We start from the raw sequence: 16,755 nt of genomic DNA, 5'->3' as shown, positions 1-16,755 counted from the left end.
GAGGGGCGGGCGGGGATGAGCGGCGAGACGGTACGCGACACGGCACTGGTGCTCGGCGGCGGCGGGCTCACCGGCGTCGGCTGGGAGGCCGGGATCCTCTACGGGCTCGCCCGCGCCGGAGTGGACCTCACCGGCGCCGACCTCGTCGTCGGTACCTCCGCCGGCTCGGTGGTGGGCGCCCAGGTCGCCTCCGGGCTGCTCACCCCGCGCGAGCTCTACGAGCGCCAGCTCGCCGACCCCGCCGGGGAGATCGCCGCGAAGTTCGGCGCGGGCCTGCTCGCCCGGTACGCCCTCGCCATGGTCCGCTCGCGCGACGCCGCCGAGTACGGCCGGCGGGTCGGCGCCCTCGCCCTCGCCGCCGACACCCCCGACGAGGCGGAGCGGCGCGCGGTCCTGGCGGCCCGGCTCGTCTCGCACGAGTGGCCCGAGCGGCGGCTGGTCGTCACCGCCGTCGACGCGCTGACCGGCGAGAGCGCCCTCTTCGACCGGGAGCACGGGGCCGGGCTGGTGGACGCCGTCGCGGCGAGCTGCGCCGTGCCCGGGGTCTGGCCGCCCGTCACCATCGACGGCCGCCGGTACGTGGACGGCGGCGTCCGCTCCGCCGTCAACGCCGACCTGGCGGCCGGCTACCGGCGCGTGGTGATCCTCGCCCCGCTGCCCGTCGGCGTGGGGAAGCTCCCCTCGCCCGTCCAGCAGGCCGAGCGGCTGCGGGCCGAGGGGGCCCGGGTGCTGCTGATCGTCTCGTCCCCGGAGGCCCGCAAGGCCTTCGGCCGCAACGTGCTCGACCCCGCCCGGCGGGCGGCCGCGGCGCGGGCGGGGCTGGCCCAGGCCGCCGCGCACGCGGCCGAGGCGGCGGCCGTCTGGTCGGCGGCCTGAGGGGGCGTGCGGCGGGCCCGACAATGGTGGGGTGAGCGACGAACAGATCCCGGTGATCCGGGAAACGGGCCAGGGCACCGCCAAGCTGATGCCGGACGTGGACCGGGAGCGGGCCTGGCTGCTCACCGTGAACGGGGCTCCGCAGTCCTACGTCGACCTCGACGAGCCGGAGCACCTGGAGTTCGAGTACGTACGCCGTCTCGCGCACGTACTGGACTGCGCGGCCGAAGCGGGGGCCGCGCTGGACCTGCTCCACCTGGGCGGCGGCGCGCTGACCCTGCCCCGCTACGCCGCGGCGGCCCGGCCGGGCTCCCGCCAGACCGTGGTCGAGTTCGACGCGGGGCTGGTGGAGCTGGTGGCGGAGCACCTGCCGCTGGCGGCCGGGGCGCGGGTGGAGGTGCACGCCGCCGACGCCCGGGCCTGGCTGGAGCGGGCCCCGGGGGCGAGCGCGGACGTCCTGGTGGCGGACGTGTTCGGGGGCTCGCGGGTGCCGGCCCAGCTGACCTCGGTGGAGTACGCCCGGCAGGCCGCCCGGGTGCTGCGGCCCGGCGGGCTCTACGCGGCGAACCTGGCCGACGGGGCGCCGTTCGGCTTCCTGAGGGCCCAGCTGGCCAATTTCGCCGCCGCGTTCGGCGAGCTCGCGCTGATCGCCGAGCCCGGGGTGCTGCGCGGGCGGCGCTTCGGGAACGCGGTGCTGCTGGCCTCCGACGCCCCGCTGCCGGTGGCGGCGCTGGCCCGGCGGTGTGCCGGGGACGCGTTCCCGGCGCGGGTGGAGTCGGGGGAGGGGCTCGCGCGGTTCATGCGGGGGGCCCGGGTGGTGGCGGACGCCGACGCCGTCGCCTCGCCCGAGCCGCCGGAGGGGGCGTTCAGCCTGGGGTGAGGGTGCCGGGGGTGTCCCGGGGGCTCCGCCCCCGGGCCCCGGGCCTCACACGCCGGCGGGACTGGAGGGAGCCGGGGCGGGCGGGCTGGAACCGGCTGCGGCCGGTGTGGCGGGGGCCGGTCGGCGGGTGATGTGGCGGACCTCCGGGACGAGGAGGACCAGGGCCGTGGGGACGATCACCAGGGCCGCGCAGCCCCACAGGGCCGGGGTGCGGCCGACGGCGCTCTCGGCCGGGCCGGCCAGGGCGGTGGCCAGGGGGAGCAGCGAGAGCGAGCCGAACCAGTCGTAGGCGGAGACCCGGGAGAACTTCTCCTCGGGGATCTCCTGGTGCATGGTCGTCATCCAGTTCACGCCGAACACCTCGACGGCGGTGCCGCTGACGAACATCACCGCGCACAGCCCCCAGCTGGGCAGCGGGACCGCGAGGCCGGCCGAGGGCAGCGCCAGCGGGAACACGCACAGGGTGCCGACCAGCAGCAGGCGGCGCGGTTTCCACAGCATCATCAGAACGGCGCCGGCGATGGTGCCCACGCCGAAGAAGGCCAGGGCCACCCCCCAGGGGGCCGGCCCGCCCAGCCGGTCGCGGGCCACGAGGGGCCCGTACACCGACTCGGCGGCCCCGACCACGGCGACGACGACGGAGAACTGGAGCACGATGCTCCACAGCCAGGCGCGGGAGCGGAACTCCACCCAGCCCTCGCGCAGGTCGGCCAGCAGGCCCCCGCCCGGGGTCCGTTCGGCGATGTGGCCGACGTCGAGGAAGGCGCGCAGGGCGCCCGCTACGGCGAAGGCGGCCGCGTCCACGGCCAGTACCCAGCCGGGGCCGATCGCGGCGATCAGGGCGCCGCCCAGGGCCGCGCCGCCGATGCCCGCGCCGTTCATCGCCATCCGGAACATCGCGAAGGCGCGGTGGGAGTGCTCGCCCGAGACGCTGGACAGGAGCATGCCCTCGGCGGCCGGGTTGAAGAAGGCGGTGCCGGTGCCGCAGAGGGCGGTGAGCAGCATCATCTGCCACAGCCGGGGCTCGCCGGTGAGGACCAGCACGGCGAAGGCGGCCTGCGAGAGGCAGTTCAGGGCGTTGGCCGCGACCATCACGCGGTGGCGGGGGAGCCGGTCGGCGAGGGCGCCGCCGACGAGCAGGAAGAGGACCAGGGGCAGCGTACGGGCCGCCGCGACGAGGCCGACGTCGCCTCCGGAGCCGCCCGCGTCCATGACGGCGAAGGCGGAGGCGATGAGCGCTCCGTGGCTGCCGAGGTTCGTCACGACGGCCGCGCCGGTCAGCAGGGTGTAGTTGCGGCCCGCCCAGGCCGGGAGGCGGCGTGAGGGAGCGGCGGAGTCGGCGGGGGGAGAGCTCACCCGGGGACTATCCCTGCCCCGGGCCGAGAATCCAAACGAATAACCGGAAAACGGATAATCGGCCCGAGGGTGGGGTGGGGCGTGAGGTCAGTTGGCGATGAGGCGGACCGAGCTCATGATCTTCTCTTCGGTGGCCTGGTCCACCTCGCCGGGGACCCCGGCGGCGCTCCACAGGACCCAGCTGGCGAAATCACCCTTGGAGTTGCGGAAGCTGAAGGCGATGCTCTTGCCGTCCGTAGAGCACTTGTTCTCCTTGGGGATGTCGCTGACGGTCGCCGTCGCGTAGTGCCCCTTGAGGCCGGAGAGGGTCGTGAACTCCTTGGACTCGGAGATCTTGACCCGGTCCTCGGGGAGCTTCTGCGAGAAGGCGGCGAACACCCAGGTGCCCGCTTCGCTGTGCGCGGCCCCGGCGGTGTCCTTGGCGCCCTGGCCGCCCTTGGTGCCGGTGCCGGCCAGTCCGGTGCTCTCCTCCTTGCCGTCCTTGTTGGAGTCCACCTTGCACCAGTCCTCCTTGAGGAAGGCGGGTGCGGAGAACGTCACGAGGGGGGAGCCGTCGCCCTTCTTCGAGTCCTCGAAGCCGGCGATCACCCCGGAGCTCGCCACGTTCCACTCCGGCGGGACGTCGAAGGCGGTGCCGTGCTTCGGGTTCATGACCACCTTCCAGCCCGGGATCACGGGCTTGGCGTCGCCGCCGCCGCGCGGGTTGCCGCTCGGGGCGGGCGGCGCGGCGGAGGTGGGGGGCGCCGAGGAGGAGGCGGCGGCCGGCTTGTTGCTCGCCTGGTTGCTCCCCTTGTCATCCCGGGTGAGCACGAAGGCCCCGGTCGCGGCCGCCGTCACGACGACCGCCGAGGCGGCCACGATGGCCACGGTCTTCGTCGAGAACGGGCTCCCGCCGGAAGCCCGCGGCGCGGGCGGCTGCGGGGTGGGCTGGCCCCACGGCTGGACCGGCGGCGGGGTCTGGTAACCGCCCGCCTGCGGGTATCCGTAGCCGGGCTGCTGCTGACCGAATCCCGGCTGGGGCTGCTGCTGGTACGGGTTCGGCTGTCCCGGCTGCTGCTGGTACGGGTTCTGTTGCGCGTCCTGGGGGCCCTGCTGTCCCCCGGGCGGCTGCTGCTGTCCTGGCCACATGGCCGGTAACCATAGTGCGCGTGGCCTGCCGGAGCCACGTCCGCCCCCTCGCGGGCTCTGGCCAACCTCATCTACTCGTGGGTAACATCGCCTGCCATGAGCGCAGAACAGATGAACGTGGGCGAACTGCTCGCGAAGACCGTGCCGATGGCCGGGACCCTCAACCTCCAGTTCCTGGAGACCACCGCGGAGCGCGCCGTCGTCCGGCTCCCGGACCAGCCGGCCTTCCACAACCACCTCGGCGGCCCGCACGCCGGCGCGATGTTCACCCTGGCCGAGTCCGCGAGCGGCGCGATCGTCCTGGCCGCCTTCGGCGACCAGCTCTCGCGCGCGGTGCCGCTGGCCGTCAAGGCCGAGATCGGCTACAAGAAGCTCGCCAAGGGCGTCGTGACGGCCACCGCCACCCTCGGCCGCCCGGCCGCCGAGGTCGTCGCCGAACTCGACGCGGGCGGCCGCCCCGAGTTCCCCGTCACCATTGCCATCCAGCGCGAGGACGAGGCCGTCACGGGCGAGATGACGGTCGTCTGGACGCTGCGCCCCAACGCCTGACCCCGACGCCCGCCGCCGGCGGTGCGGTCCGCGCCGCCGGCTGGTGTTCGCCGGTCGTTCGCCCCGCGAACCCGTGCTGCGGGCGGGGCCCGTGGCGGGGAGCGGATAGGCTGCTCGTTCGGCGTGTCCCCGGGGCGCGCCGGTGAGACGAGGGAGGGCGAACCGGTGGATGTCCAGGAATGGCTGGAGACGATTCCGGCGATCAGTGTCTATCTCCTGGTGGGTCTGGTCATCGGACTGGAGAGCCTGGGCATCCCGCTGCCAGGGGAGATCATCCTCGTCAGCGCGGCCCTGCTGGCCTCGCAGCAAGGGCACATCGACCCCGTGGTCCTCGGGCTCTGCGCGATCGCGGGGGCGATCGTCGGCGACTCCATCGGGTACGCGATCGGCCGCCGCGGCGGCAAGCCGCTGCTGGAGAAGCTGGGCCGGCGCTTCCCGAAGCACTTCGGGCCGGAGCAGGTGGCCGTGGCGGAGCGCTCGTTCGACCGGTGGGGGATGTGGGCCGTCTTCTTCGGCCGGTTCGTGGCCCTGCTGCGGATCTTCGCCGGGCCGCTCGCGGGCGTGCTGCGCATGCCGTACTGGCGGTTCCTGATCGCCAACGTCCTCGGCGGCGTCCTCTGGGCCGGCGGCACCACCGCGGTCATCTACACGGTCGGCATCGTCGCCGAGCCCTGGCTGAAGCGGTTCTCCTGGCTGGCCCTGGTGGCGGCCCTGCTGCTCGGGCTCGTCGTCACGCTGGTGGTGCGCGCCCGGATGAAGAAGGCCGCGGCCGCCGCCCGTGCGGAGGCGGCCCAGCGGGTCACGGCTTCGGCGGGCGCAGCGGACTGAGCCCACGGCGCCCGGGGCTCCCGCCCCGGGAGCCCCGGCGGCGGTCAGGACTCCGGCGTCACCGAGGCGCGGTGCTGCTTCGCCAGCTCCGTGTACATCGCGGCGTTCAGCTTGATGTGCTCGCGCTCCTCGGCGGTGAGCTCCCGCCGTACCTTGGCCGGCACGCCCGCCACCAGCGAGCCCGGCGGGACCACCATCCCCTGGGGGACCAGGGCCTGCGCAGCCACCAGCGAACCGGCGCCGATGACGGCTCCGTTCAGGACCGTCGCGCCCATCCCGATCAGGCAGTCGTCCTCCACGGTGCAGCCGTGCACGACGGCGTTGTGGCCGATCGAGACCCGCTCGCCGACGGACACCGGGAAGCCGGGGTCCACGTGCAGCGTGCAGTTGTCCTGAACGTTGCTGTCGGCGCCCAGCGTGATCGGTCCGCAGTCGCCGCGCAGCACCGCCGAGTACCAGACGCTGGCGCCCGCGCCCAGGGTGACGTCGCCGACCACGACCGAGGTCGGGGCGGTGAACGCCGTCGGGTCCACGGACGGCCGCCGGTCGCCCACGGCCGCGATGAGAGCTCCGTGACCGGCCTGGCCCGGGTGGTCCGTGTGGTTCGTCATGATCGTTTCCTCTGTTTCCGGATGCCGCGCTACCGGCACCGTAGGGCACGGGCCGCCCCCGGGCGTCGATGGGGTGAAGATCACAGGAACGCGGTCCGGACGTCCGGGGCGCGGCCCACTACCGTGGCCGGGTGCCGAAGAACCAGAACACGTTCTCATCCCTGGCGGCCCTGCGCCGCCGTGTCGCCAGCCGCGCGGTCCACGCGGGCTGGCGCTGGATGCAGCAGGCGGGCGCGGTCACCGCGCAGAACCCGGGCCGGCTGCGTTTCGGGGCGATCGGCGACGGCACCCGGCTCGCCTTCCCGCAGGGCACCGTCTTCGGCGAGCCGTGGATCCGCATGGGCGGCCACTGCATCATCGCTGAGCAGGTCACGCTGACCGCCGGGATGATGCCCGGCCTCGACCTCGGCCCCGACCCGGTGCTGGTCCTGGGCAACGGCGTGGTCCTGGGCCGGGGCAGCCACGTCATCGCGGACGCCCGCATCGCCATCGGAGACGACACCTTCTGCGGGCCCGGGGTCTACATCACCTCCACCAACCACAGCTACGACGACCCGCACGAGCCCGTCGGCAAGCAGTGGCCGCGCAGCGCCCCGGTGGAGATCGGGCCGGGCTGCTGGCTGGGCACGGGGGCGGTGATCCTCCCCGGGGCGAAGCTGGGCCGCAACGTGGTGGTGGCGGCGGGGGCCGTCGTACGGGGCGAGGTGCCGGACCACGCCGTGGTGGCGGGGGCCCCGGCCAAGGTCGTGCGCCGCTGGGAGCCGGAGACCGGCTGGCAGCCACCGCTGCGCACCCCGGCGCCGGTACCGATCCCCGACGGGGTCACCTCGGCGCAACTGCGCGGCCTGGCGGCGCTGGCGGAGGCGGGCGAGCCGTAGCGCGCCGGGGGTCGGGTCAGCCGGCCGCGAGGAGGACCGTGCCGGCCAGGGCGAGGCCGGCGCCCGCCGCCTGGACGCCGCGCAGCCGCTCCTTGAGCACGGCGAACGCCGTGAGGGCCGTGACCACCGGGTAGAGCGAGGAGAGTACGGCGGCCACCGTGACGGGGCCGCTCTGCGCGGCGATCGAGTAGGTGCCGTTGGCCGCGACGTCCGCCAGGCCCACGAACGCCAGCGCCGGCAGCAGCCCCCACAGGACGCGCGGGCCGGCGCCCTCCGGCAGCGCCGGGGCGCCGCGCCGGGTCCGCGCCCACAGGGCGGCGCCGCCGACGACGACGTTGGTGACCCGCTGGACGAGGAGCGCGAGGAACAGGCCGGTGACCGTCGTGGAGGCCTGCGAGATCAGCGCCATCACCGCGCCGAAGCCGAAGGCGGCGACCAGGGTCAGCAGGACCGCCTGCCGCTGCACGGGCGCGCCGCGCAGCTCGGGGCCGCCGGCGAGGACGATGCCGGTGACGGCGACCGCGATCCCCGCGAACTGGCCCGCTCCCGGCCGCTCGCCCAGCGCCAGCCCCACCCCGACCGGCACGACCACGCCGACGGAGCCCAGCGGCGAGACCACGCCCATCGGGCCCAGGGCGAGCGCCTTGTAGAAGCTGAGCATGGCCGCCGGCCCGACCAGCCCCGCCGCCACCGCGAACCACAGCTGCGGGCCGGCCTCGTGCCAGGCGCCGGTGGCGAGCACGACGGAGCCGAGCACCAGGACCGCGGCGACCTGCGAGACCACGACCACCGTGAGCGCCGGCAGGCGGCGCGTCAGCAACCCGCCGCCGAAGTCGGCGAGGCCCCAGAGCAGGGCGGTGGCCAGGGCGAAGAGGGCGGTCATGGCAGGACCTCGCAGTACAGTGCGGTGAACGGTGGAGTGCAGCATCGAATACGCCGCAGGTTAGTTCACTCTGTTGAACTGTGTCATCCAAAATATTGGACGGAATGGTGTCGGATCTCGAACAGCTCACCCAGGCGCTCGCCCGCAACCTCAAGCGGTGGCGCGGGGAACGCGGATTCACCCTGGACGCGCTCGCGGCCCGCGCGGGGGTCAGTCGCGGCATGATCATCCAGATCGAGCAGGCCCGTACGAACCCGAGCGTCGGCACGACGGTCAAACTGGCCGACGCCCTCGGGGTGAGCATCACCACCCTGCTCGACCACGACCGCAGCCCACAGGTGCACGTGGTGCTCCCGGGGCAGGGGGTCCGCATGTGGTCCGGAGAACCGGGCAGCGAGGCGCGGATGCTCCTGGGCGACGACCGCCGCGGCCCGGTGGAGATGTGGACCTACCGGCTGGAGCCCGGCGACGGCACCGCGTCCGACCCGCACCCGGCCGGGACGTTCGAGATGCTGCACGTCACGGCCGGGGAACTGACCCTCGAGATCGCCGACGACCGGCACGCGGTGCCGGCCGGCGGGGCCGTCTCCTTCGAGGCGAACGTCCCGCACGCCTACCGCAACGAGGGTGCGGTGGCGATGGAGATGACGATGGCCGTCTCGATCCCGCCCGTCCAGCGGGCGGAAGGCCACCGCTGACGGGCGTCAGAGCGCGGGGATCTCGATCGCCGGGCAGCGGTCCATCACCATCGCCAGCCCGGCCTCCCGGGTCCGGGCGAAGGCGGCCTCGTCGATCACGTTCAGCTGGAACCAGACGGCCTCGGCCCCGGCGGCGACCGCCTCGTCCGCGACCTCACCGGCCAGCGTGCTGTTCACGAACACGTCCACCACGTCCACCTTGAAGGGGATGGCCTCCAGCGAGGGGTAGCCCGGCTCGCCGTGTACCGTCTCCGCCTTCGGGTGGACGGGCACGACGCGCTTGCCGAACCGCTGGAGCACCTTGGCCACGCCGTAGGCCGCCCGGTCCTCGTTGTTCGACAGCCCGACCACCGCCCAGGTGTCGCCGAGCTCGGTGAGGATCCTGCGGATGGTCTCCTGATCGCCGTACACGCGCCGCCTCCTGCTGCCGCTTGCCCCGGTGGGGGTTCCTCCGGTTCCGACGGATCAACGAAAAGGACACCTGTCCGATTCCCCGTAGGGTGGAGCGGTGAAGGCAGACCAGTACGAGACGGTGGCCCGTGAGGGATCGCACGAGTCCGAGATCAACCGCTCGCGCTTCCTCTGCTCGCTCGCGCCCGCCGCGACCGAGCAGGAGGCGCAGGACTTCATCGCGCGCATCCGCCGCGAGCACCCCACCGCCACGCACAACTGCTACGCCTACGTGATCGGCGCCGACGCCTCCGTCCAGAAGGCCAGCGACGACGGCGAGCCGGGCGGCACCGCCGGCGTGCCCATGCTGCAGATGCTGACCCGGCGCGACGTCCGCTACGCGGTGGCCGTCGTCACCCGGTACTACGGCGGCGTCAAGCTGGGCGCCGGCGGACTGATCCGCGCCTACGGCGGGGTCGTCGGGGAGGCCCTCGACGCGCTCGGCACCGTCACCCGCCACCGCTACCGGCTGGCCACCGTCACCGTCGACCACCAGCGCGCCGGCAAGACGCAGAACGACCTGCGCTCCACCGGCCGCACCGTGCTGGACGTGCGCTACGGAGAGGCCGTCTCCATCGAGATCGGCCTCCCCGAGGCGGAGGTGGAGTCCTTCCGGGCCTGGCTGAACGACGTCACCGCCGGGACCGCCGGGTTCGAGCTCGGCGGAGAGGCCTACGGCGAGGGCTGAGGCCCGGGCCGGCCGTCAGAGGCGGCCGGACAGCAGCCGGTCCGCGTGGCGCAGCGCATACCGGCCGACCGCGTCGCCGAGCCGGGCGCCCGCCTCGTCGGCGGAGCGGCTGTGGATCCCCGAGTACACCCGGGCGTCCACGTTGTCCCGGGTCAGCTGCGCCCACCCCGTGTACGCGCGGTGCACACCCGGCGCGGTCGGGCTGGTCAGGTCGAAGGGCTCCGTCACCGGCCCCGCGAGGGCGTCGAGGACGGCCTGCGCCGCGCCCGCGTAGGTGGCGTGGCCGCTCGGGTAGTCGGGGTGGGCGGGGGTGTTGTGCAGCGGGCGCCAGGCCGGGTCGGTGCCGATCGCGCCCGTGCGGATCGCCGTCACCGGACGCCAGCGCAGGTACGTGTACTTGCCGTCGGAGGTCGCGATCTGGGTGTCGACGGACGCCGCGTGGAAGAGCGCGAGCAGCGCCGCCCGGTCGGCGGTCGAACCGTGCGAGCGGGCCACGGCCACGCGCAGCGCATCGGTGTAGAGGGTGAGCGAACCGCTGTACCAGAAGTTCGCCGTCTCGCTCTGGCGCGCGGTGCGTACCGCGCTGTCGGCCGCGCCGTACGCGCGCACCTCCTCCAGGTCGGCCCGGTAGCGGTCGGAGTCCAGCGCGGGCGGCGGGCCCGGCCGGAACTGGTCGGCGCGCTCCAGCAGGAAGGGCCTGGCCAGCCGGTTGCCGTACTGGATGGCGGGCGCGTAGCCGTCGGGGGTCGGCTGCCAGACCCCGGGGGCGGCCGGCGGCACGGGGAAGGGGGCGTTGGAGGAGGCCGGATCGAGGCCGTCGCCGGCCCGGGCGGCGAGCACCGCCCTGGCCTGGCGGGCCCCGGCGGCCACGCCCCGGTCCTCGGCCGGGCCGTCCGGGATGCCGGCGAGGGAGGCGGCCAGGGCCGTGTCGAGGTCGTCCTTGCGGGAAGGGGCGACGGCGAGCAGGACGTCGTGGACCGCGGAGGCGACGGCGGCGTCCTGGAACCGGGCCCGGCCCGGCCCGCCGCCGGGGGCCTCACGGGCGGCGCGGGCGGCGGCGATCCAGCCGACCGCCCAGGTGCGGCTGTTGGTGATCTGCGTCGGGGCGGCCGTCGCGGCCACGGTCCGCGCGGTGGTGTCGTACCAGTCGAGCACCACGGAATCGGCGGCGGCCGGCTCCGGCCGCAGGGGAGCGGCGGCCGAGGGCACGGCGGCGGTCAGCGCCAGCAGCGCCGCGCAGCCGGCGGCGAGCAGCGCGGGACGGGTACGGGCCCGTCGGGGGCGGAACGGTCCGGCGGGACGGGGCAGCGGGGCGCGGGAAGGTCGCGGGAGCGGCATGCGGCGAAGCCAACCAGCGGCCGGGACGGCGGACAAGCGCGCGAAGCCGCCGGCGGGGACCGGCCACGGAACGTTGTCACGGCCGCCATCACCCCGTAACGGAACGGGCCGGTTCCTCCTTCCGGCAGGGGCGGACCCGCGGACGGGTTACCTTGGATGGCCGGCGCGCAGGTGTGCCGGTGCGGAAGGCGTGGAGGAGCGGGCGTGCGGGTCGGAGCGGTCGAGTGAAGTTCCTGCACACCTCCGACTGGCACCTGGGCCGGTCCTTCCACCGCGTGAACATGCTCGGGGCGCAGGCCGCCTTCGTCGACCACCTCGTCGAGACCGTGCGGGAGCACGCGGTCGACGCGGTCCTCGTCGCCGGGGACGTCTACGACCGCGCCGTGCCCCCGCTGCCCGCCGTCGAGCTCTTCGACCGCGCCCTGCACCGGCTCGCCGACCTCGGCGTGCCCACCGTGATGATCTCCGGCAACCACGACTCCGCCCGCCGGCTCGGCGTCGGCGCCGGACTGATCGGCCGGGCCGGGATCCACCTCAGGACCGACCCGGCGGGCTGCGCCGACCCCGTGCTGCTGGCCGACGCGCACGGCGACGTCGCCCTCTACGGGCTGCCCTACCTCGAACCGGCCCTGGTCAAGGACGAGTTCGCCGCGGAGAAGGTCAGCCACGAGGCCGTTCTCGGCGCCGCCATGGACCGGATCCGCGCCGATCTGGCGGGCCGCCCCGAGGGCACCCGCTCCGTCGTCCTCGCGCACGCCTTCGTCACCGGCGGGCAGGCCAGCGACAGCGAACGCGACATCGCCGTCGGCGGGGTCGAGGCCGTCCCCGCCTCCCTCTTCGAGGGGGTCGACTACGCGGCCCTCGGCCACCTCCACGGCTGCCAGACGATCAACGAACGGGTCCGCTATTCCGGTTCCCCGCTCGCCTACTCCTTCTCCGAGGCCGGCCACCGCAAGAGCATGTGGCTCGTCGAACTCGGCCCCGCCGGGGAGCTCACCGCCGAACGGCTCGACACCCCCGTCCCCCGCCCCCTCGCCCGGCTCCGCGGCCGCCTGGAGGACCTGCTGGCGGACCCCGCGCACACCGGCAGCGAGGACAGCTGGGTCGAAGCCGTCCTCACCGACCCCGCCCGCCCCCAGGACCCCATGGCCCGGCTCACCGCCCGCTTCCCCCACACCCTCAGCCTCGCCTTCGACCCCGAGGGCCGCCAGGACGACGGCGCCGCCTCCTACGCCCAGCGCCTGCGCGGCCGCAGCGACCAGGAGATCGCCGAGGACTTCGTCGCCCACGTCCGCGTCGGCGCCGCCGCCGACGAGGCCGAACGGGCCGTCCTGCGCGGCGCGTTCGAGGACGTACGGACCGCGGACGTTCGGGCCGCGGACGCGCGGACCGCGGACGCGCGGACCGCGGACGTCCGGGTCGAGGGCGGCCTTCCGGAGGCCGGCCGATGAGGCTGCACCGGCTCGAGGTCACCGCCTTCGGCCCCTTCGCCGCCGCCCAGACCATCGACTTCGACGCCCTGTCCGGCGCCGGGATCTTCCTGCTGCACGGCCCCACCGGCGCCGGCAAGACCTCCGTCCTCGACGCCGTCTGCTACGCCCTCTACGGCTCCGTGCCCGGCTCGCGCCAGGCCCCCGGCACCACCCTGCGCAGCGACCACGCCGCCCCCGACACCCCGACCGAGGTCACCCTCGAACTCACCGTGGGCGGCCGCCGGCTGGAGATCACCCGCCGCCCCGAACAGGACCGCCCCAAGAAGCGCGGCACCGGCACCACCAAGGACAAGGCCCAGTCCTGGCTGCGCGAGCACACCGGCGCCGGCTGGACCGCGCTCAGCCGCTCCCACCAGGAGATCGGCGAGGAGGTCGAACAGCTCCTCGGCATGAGCCGCGAACAGTTCTGCCAGGTGGTCCTCCTCCCGCAGGGCGAGTTCGCCCAGTTCCTGCGGGCCGGCGCCGAAGCTCGCGGCCGGCTCCTCGGCCGCCTCTTCGACACCCGCCGCTTCGCCGCCGTCGAGACCCTGCTCGCCGAACGCCGCCGGGCCGCCGAGGCCAAGGTCCGGGCCGGCGACGAGAAGGTGCTCGCCGCCGCCCAGCGCCTCGCCCAGGCCGCCGGCGACAGCGCCGACCTGCGGGCCTGGCCCCTGCCCGCCCACCAGCCCGGCGACCCCGGCCTCGCCGGTGCGGTCCGGGCCTGGGCGGCCGTCGCCCGCTGCTCCGCCCGCGAGCGGCTCACCGTCGCCGAGTACGCCCTCGCCGCCGCCGAGGGACGGCACGCCGCGGCCCGGCGCGCCGCCGAGGAGGCCCGGGAGCTCGACCGGCTCCAGCGCCGCCACGCCGAGACCGCCCGCCGGGCCGACCTGCTGGCGCAGGCCGAACCGGAGCGCGCCCGGGTGCGGGAGCTGCTGGACCGGGCCCGCCGCGGCGCCCTCGTGGCCCCCGCCCTGGAACTGCGCGGGGCCGCGGCCGCCGCCCACCTCACCGCCGCGCACGCCGAGAGCCTCGCGCGCGCGGAGCTGCCCCCCGCCCTCGCCGGGGCCGGCGCCGAGCAGCTCGGCGCCGTCGAGCAGCGGCTGCGCGAGGACCTCGGCGCGGCCGGCGCCGCCCAGCGGGCGGAACAGCGCAGCGCCGAGATCGGCCGTGAGCGGGCCACGCTGGAGCGGGAGTCCCGTGACGCCGAGGAGCAGCACCAGGAGTCGGCCGAGTGGCTGGCCCGCTGGGAGGCCACCCGCGCCGCCCTGCAGGAGCGGGTCGACGCCGCCCAGCAGGCCCTCACCCTCGCCGAGCAGCTCGCCGGCCGGCTGGAGCCCGCCCGGGCGCAGCTGGCCGCCGCCCGGCGCCGCGACTCCCTCGCCGCCGACGCCGAAGCCGCCGCCGGGGAGCTGGACTCCGTACGCGAGGAGTCGTTCGCCGCGAAGGAACGCTGGCTGGACCTCAAGGAGGCCCGGCTGCGCGGTATCGCCGCCGAGCTGGCCGCCGCCCTGACCGCCGGGGAGCCCTGCACGGTGTGCGGCTCGCCGGAACACCCCGCGCCGGCCCGCCCCGCCCCCGGGCACGTGGACCGGGCCGCCGAGGACGCCGCCCACGCCCGCTACGAGCAGACCGAGGAGCGCCGCACCGCCGTCGAACGCCGCCTCGCCGCCGTCCGCGAGGCCGAGGCCGAGGCCGCCGGCGCCGCCGGGGACGCCACCACCGCCGGACTCCTCGCCCTCACCGCCGACCTGGGCGAGCGCCACGCCGCCGCCCATGCCGAGGCCGCCGGGCTCCACACCGCCCGCGAACGCCTCGCCCGCGCCGAACGGGAGCACGAGGCGCGCAGCTCCGACCGGCTCGAAGCCGAACGCCGGGCCGCCGCCCGGGCCTCCCGGCGCGAGGCCCTCGACCAGGAGCAGGCCGCCCTCGAAGCCGAACTCGTCCTCGTCCGGGGCGACTCGCCCAGCGTCGCGGCCCGCGCCCGCACCCTGGAGGACCGCATCCGCATGGTCACCACGGCCGCCGCCGCCCTGCGCCGCGCCGAGGAGACCACCGCCCGGCTGAAGGAGGCCGACGACCGGCTCGCCGACGCCGCCTTCAAGGCCGGCTTCGACACCGTCGAGGCCGCCGCCGACGCCGTGCTCCCCGAGTACGAGCGCACCGCCCTCCAGCACCGCCTGGACGCCTGGCAGGCCGAGGAGGCGATGCTCGCCGACCGCCGCGCCGAGGCCGACACCGCCGCGGCCGCCGCCCTGCCCCCGGCCGACCCGGCCGCCGCCGAGGCCGCCGCGGAACGGACCGCAGCCCGGCTGCGCACCGCCGGCTCGGCGGTGGACGCCGCCCGGGTCCGCTGCGCCGAACTGGACCGGCTCTCCCGCCAGGCCGAGCAGGAGCTGCGCGCCCTGGGCCCGCTGCGCGAGGCCTACGAGCGCGTGGCCCGCCTCGCCGGGCTCACCGCGGGCACCTCCGCCGACAACGAGCGCAAGATGCGGCTGGAGTCCTACGTCCTGGCCGCCCGGCTGGAGCAGGTCGCCGCCGCCGCGACCGTACGCCTGCTGCGCATGTCCGGTGGCCGCTACACCCTCGTCCACTCCGACGCCCGGGCGAGCGGACGCGGCCGCTCGGGCCTCGGGCTGCACGTGGTGGACTCCTGGACCGGCAGCGAACGCGACACCGCCACCCTCTCGGGCGGCGAGACCTTCTTCGCCTCGCTCGCCCTGGCCCTGGGACTGGCCGACGTGGTCACGGACGAGGCGGGCGGCATGCGCCTGGACACCCTCTTCATCGACGAGGGCTTCGGCAGCCTCGACGACCAGGCCCTGGACGAGGTCCTCGACGTCCTGGACTCGCTGCGCGAACGCGACCGCAGCGTGGGCATCGTCAGCCACGTCGGCGACCTGCGCACCCGGGTCCAGGCCCAGCTGGAGATCGTCAAGCAACGCGGCGGCTCCGTGGTGCGCCACCGCACGGCAGGGGTCACGGACTGAGCGGGATCACGGACTGAGCGGCCTGCGTGCCAGCGGGGACGAGTACACGATGCTGGTGGTCACCGGGCCGAGGCCCGCGATCCGGCCGGTGACCTCCTCCAGGTGCGCCATCGAACGGGCGGCCACCTTGAGGACGAAGCAGTCGTCCCCCGTGACGTGGTGGGCCTCCAGGATCTCCGGGGTCGCCTCCAGGAAGTCGTGGAACGGCTTGTAGTTGCCGTGCGGATAGCGCAGCCGCACCAGCGCCAGGATCGCCTTGCCGAGCTTCTCGTGGTCCACGACGGCCGTGTAGCCGGTGATGATCCCGGCCTCCTCCATCCGGCGGACCCGCTCGGTGACGGCGCTCGCGGACATCGACACGGCCCGGGCGAGATCGGTGAAACTGGCCCGGCCGTCCTGCTGGAGGGCCGCCAGGATGCGCCAGTCGGTGGCGTCGGGGGAATAGCCGCTCATGCCGCAGGTCTAGCAGGGGATTCCCCGGCCGAACAAGCCGAAGGCCGGGGAATCCCACTTCCCGGGATGATCAACGGTTCATAGATTTTGAGCCATGACGACGACGAACACCACGACCGCCTCCACCTCCGTTTCCGCCTCCGCCCCCGCCAACCCCGTCCTCCGGGTCCCCCCGGCCAGCCCGGCGGCGGCCGCCGCCTACTTCGCCGCCAGCCTCGCCTTCCACGCGGACGTGTCCGACGTCGCCGCCGCCTTCAAGGCCCACCGCGAGCAGGGCGCCGACCTGGGCTTCCAGCTGATCGACTCCCGCTCCACCCCGTCCTGGGACCAGGCCCACGTGCCCGGCGCGATCCACCTGCCCACCGCCCTGATCCCCGAACAGGCCGAGCAGCTCCTCGACAAGAGCGTGCCCGTGGTGACCTACTGCTGGGGCCCGGGCTGCAACGGCGGCACCCGCTCCGCCCTCGCCCTGGCCGAACTCGGCTTCCAGGTCAAGGAGATGCTCGGCGGCATCGAGTACTGGATCCGCGAGGGCTTCGAGGTCGAGACCTGGCAGGGCCGGGAACAGCGCGCCGAGGCCGACCCGCTGACCGCCCCGACCGACTCCGACGACTGCGGCTGCTGAACCGCCCCCTCGTACGACGGCCGCCCGCCCCCCTCGCACGGGGGAGCGGGCGGCC

At 75.3% G+C, this 16,755-nt stretch carries 17 protein-coding genes; 10 read left to right on the top strand and 7 right to left on the bottom strand.

Features of this window, described 5'->3' with window-relative positions; genetic code table 11:
• Positions 1-15: 15 nt before the first annotated feature.
• A complete protein-coding gene (locus ACFY0O_RS32345) occupies positions 16-876 on the top strand; it encodes a patatin-like phospholipase family protein (protein ID WP_388953321.1) in 861 nt (286 codons plus the stop codon).
• Between the two features lie 88 nt (positions 877-964).
• Positions 965-1,756, top strand: coding sequence for a spermidine synthase (locus tag ACFY0O_RS32340; RefSeq protein ID WP_388953429.1), 792 nt, complete (start codon positions 965-967; stop codon positions 1,754-1,756).
• A 45-nt stretch (positions 1,757-1,801) separates the two neighbouring features.
• On the opposite strand, the gene ACFY0O_RS32335 is transcribed toward ACFY0O_RS32340, so the two are convergent.
• A complete protein-coding gene (locus ACFY0O_RS32335; RefSeq protein WP_388953318.1) occupies positions 1,802-3,112 on the bottom strand; it encodes an MFS transporter in 1,311 nt (436 codons plus the stop codon).
• Positions 3,113-3,199: 87 nt separating this feature from the next.
• Positions 3,200-4,240: a hypothetical protein gene (locus tag ACFY0O_RS32330; protein WP_358897864.1), complete on the bottom strand. Its 1,041-nt coding sequence runs from the start codon at positions 4,238-4,240 to the stop codon at positions 3,200-3,202.
• A 96-nt stretch (positions 4,241-4,336) separates the two neighbouring features.
• Between ACFY0O_RS32330 and ACFY0O_RS32325 the strand changes: the two genes are divergently transcribed.
• Positions 4,337-4,789: a DUF4442 domain-containing protein gene (locus ACFY0O_RS32325; protein WP_358897866.1), complete on the top strand. Its 453-nt coding sequence runs from the start codon at positions 4,337-4,339 to the stop codon at positions 4,787-4,789.
• 165 nt (positions 4,790-4,954) lie between these two features.
• Entirely contained in the window at positions 4,955-5,617 is a 663-nt protein-coding gene (locus ACFY0O_RS32320) for a DedA family protein (protein WP_388953316.1), read from the top strand.
• Positions 5,618-5,661: 44 nt separating this feature from the next.
• Here the strand turns inward: ACFY0O_RS32320 and ACFY0O_RS32315 are convergent, their stop codons facing one another.
• The gene (locus ACFY0O_RS32315; RefSeq protein ID WP_388953313.1) at positions 5,662-6,228 is read right to left on the bottom strand and encodes a gamma carbonic anhydrase family protein; all 567 of its coding nucleotides are present in this window, start codon (positions 6,226-6,228) and stop codon (positions 5,662-5,664) included.
• Between the two features lie 131 nt (positions 6,229-6,359).
• Between ACFY0O_RS32315 and ACFY0O_RS32310 the strand changes: the two genes are divergently transcribed.
• The gene (locus ACFY0O_RS32310) at positions 6,360-7,106 is read left to right on the top strand and encodes an acyltransferase (protein ID WP_358897870.1); all 747 of its coding nucleotides are present in this window, start codon (positions 6,360-6,362) and stop codon (positions 7,104-7,106) included.
• Between the two features lie 16 nt (positions 7,107-7,122).
• On the opposite strand, the gene ACFY0O_RS32305 is transcribed toward ACFY0O_RS32310, so the two are convergent.
• Positions 7,123-7,989 carry an EamA family transporter gene (locus ACFY0O_RS32305; RefSeq protein ID WP_388953311.1) on the bottom strand — a complete coding sequence of 289 codons (867 nt, stop codon included), beginning with the start codon at positions 7,987-7,989 and terminating at the stop codon, positions 7,123-7,125.
• Between the two features lie 107 nt (positions 7,990-8,096).
• Between ACFY0O_RS32305 and ACFY0O_RS32300 the strand changes: the two genes are divergently transcribed.
• Positions 8,097-8,687, top strand: coding sequence for a helix-turn-helix domain-containing protein (locus ACFY0O_RS32300; RefSeq protein ID WP_388953426.1), 591 nt, complete (start codon positions 8,097-8,099; stop codon positions 8,685-8,687).
• 6 nt (positions 8,688-8,693) lie between these two features.
• Here ACFY0O_RS32300 and ACFY0O_RS32295 read toward each other — a convergent pair whose 3' ends face one another.
• Positions 8,694-9,098, bottom strand: coding sequence for a CoA-binding protein (locus ACFY0O_RS32295; protein WP_079424749.1), 405 nt, complete (start codon positions 9,096-9,098; stop codon positions 8,694-8,696).
• 97 nt (positions 9,099-9,195) lie between these two features.
• Here ACFY0O_RS32295 and ACFY0O_RS32290 point away from each other — a divergent pair, with 97 nt between their 5' ends.
• The gene (locus tag ACFY0O_RS32290) at positions 9,196-9,825 is read left to right on the top strand and encodes a YigZ family protein (RefSeq protein WP_388953308.1); all 630 of its coding nucleotides are present in this window, start codon (positions 9,196-9,198) and stop codon (positions 9,823-9,825) included.
• A 15-nt stretch (positions 9,826-9,840) separates the two neighbouring features.
• On the opposite strand, the gene ACFY0O_RS32285 is transcribed toward ACFY0O_RS32290, so the two are convergent.
• Positions 9,841-11,163 (bottom strand): vanadium-dependent haloperoxidase, encoded by a 1,323-nt coding sequence (locus tag ACFY0O_RS32285; protein ID WP_388953306.1) that lies wholly within the window; start codon positions 11,161-11,163, stop codon positions 9,841-9,843.
• A gap of 224 nt (positions 11,164-11,387) precedes the next feature.
• Between ACFY0O_RS32285 and ACFY0O_RS32280 the strand changes: the two genes are divergently transcribed.
• Entirely contained in the window at positions 11,388-12,614 is a 1,227-nt protein-coding gene (locus ACFY0O_RS32280) for an exonuclease SbcCD subunit D (protein ID WP_388953303.1), read from the top strand.
• The gene (locus tag ACFY0O_RS32275; protein WP_388953301.1) at positions 12,611-15,622 is read left to right on the top strand and encodes an AAA family ATPase; all 3,012 of its coding nucleotides are present in this window, start codon (positions 12,611-12,613) and stop codon (positions 15,620-15,622) included. The genes ACFY0O_RS32280 and ACFY0O_RS32275 overlap by 4 nt, the downstream gene beginning before the upstream one ends.
• Positions 15,623-15,628: 6 nt before the next feature.
• Here the strand turns inward: ACFY0O_RS32275 and ACFY0O_RS32270 are convergent, their stop codons facing one another.
• Entirely contained in the window at positions 15,629-16,075 is a 447-nt protein-coding gene (locus tag ACFY0O_RS32270; RefSeq protein WP_388953299.1) for an Lrp/AsnC family transcriptional regulator, read from the bottom strand.
• A gap of 94 nt (positions 16,076-16,169) precedes the next feature.
• Here ACFY0O_RS32270 and ACFY0O_RS32265 point away from each other — a divergent pair, with 94 nt between their 5' ends.
• Complete coding sequence (locus ACFY0O_RS32265) at positions 16,170-16,700, top strand: rhodanese-like domain-containing protein (protein ID WP_388953297.1); 531 nt, start codon at positions 16,170-16,172, stop codon at positions 16,698-16,700.
• The last annotated feature ends 55 nt before the right edge of the window (positions 16,701-16,755 follow it).

The sequence above is a fragment of the Streptomyces sp. NPDC001594 genome (genome assembly GCF_042893675.1).
Taxonomy (GTDB): domain Bacteria; phylum Actinomycetota; class Actinomycetes; order Streptomycetales; family Streptomycetaceae; genus Streptomyces.
The sequence above is the reverse complement of the archived record's forward strand: the minus strand, read 5'-3'. Positions and strand labels throughout refer to the sequence as shown.

Coding starts and splice junctions, on each gene's coding strand:
- ACFY0O_RS32340 (WP_388953429.1), top strand. CDS start 965: ATGCCGGACGTGGACCGGGAGCGGGCCTGGCTGCTCACCGTGAACGGG.
- ACFY0O_RS32265 (WP_388953297.1), top strand. CDS start 16,170: ATGACGACGACGAACACCACGACCGCCTCCACCTCCGTTTCCGCCTCC.
- ACFY0O_RS32345 (WP_388953321.1), top strand. CDS start 16: ATGAGCGGCGAGACGGTACGCGACACGGCACTGGTGCTCGGCGGCGGC.
- ACFY0O_RS32275 (WP_388953301.1), top strand. CDS start 12,611: ATGAGGCTGCACCGGCTCGAGGTCACCGCCTTCGGCCCCTTCGCCGCC.
- ACFY0O_RS32305 (WP_388953311.1), bottom strand. CDS start 7,989: ATGACCGCCCTCTTCGCCCTGGCCACCGCCCTGCTCTGGGGCCTCGCC.
- ACFY0O_RS32315 (WP_388953313.1), bottom strand. CDS start 6,228: ATGACGAACCACACGGACCACCCGGGCCAGGCCGGTCACGGAGCTCTC.
- ACFY0O_RS32325 (WP_358897866.1), top strand. CDS start 4,337: ATGAGCGCAGAACAGATGAACGTGGGCGAACTGCTCGCGAAGACCGTG.
- ACFY0O_RS32285 (WP_388953306.1), bottom strand. CDS start 11,163: ATGCCGCTCCCGCGACCTTCCCGCGCCCCGCTGCCCCGTCCCGCCGGA.
- ACFY0O_RS32270 (WP_388953299.1), bottom strand. CDS start 16,075: ATGAGCGGCTATTCCCCCGACGCCACCGACTGGCGCATCCTGGCGGCC.
- ACFY0O_RS32330 (WP_358897864.1), bottom strand. CDS start 4,240: ATGTGGCCAGGACAGCAGCAGCCGCCCGGGGGACAGCAGGGCCCCCAG.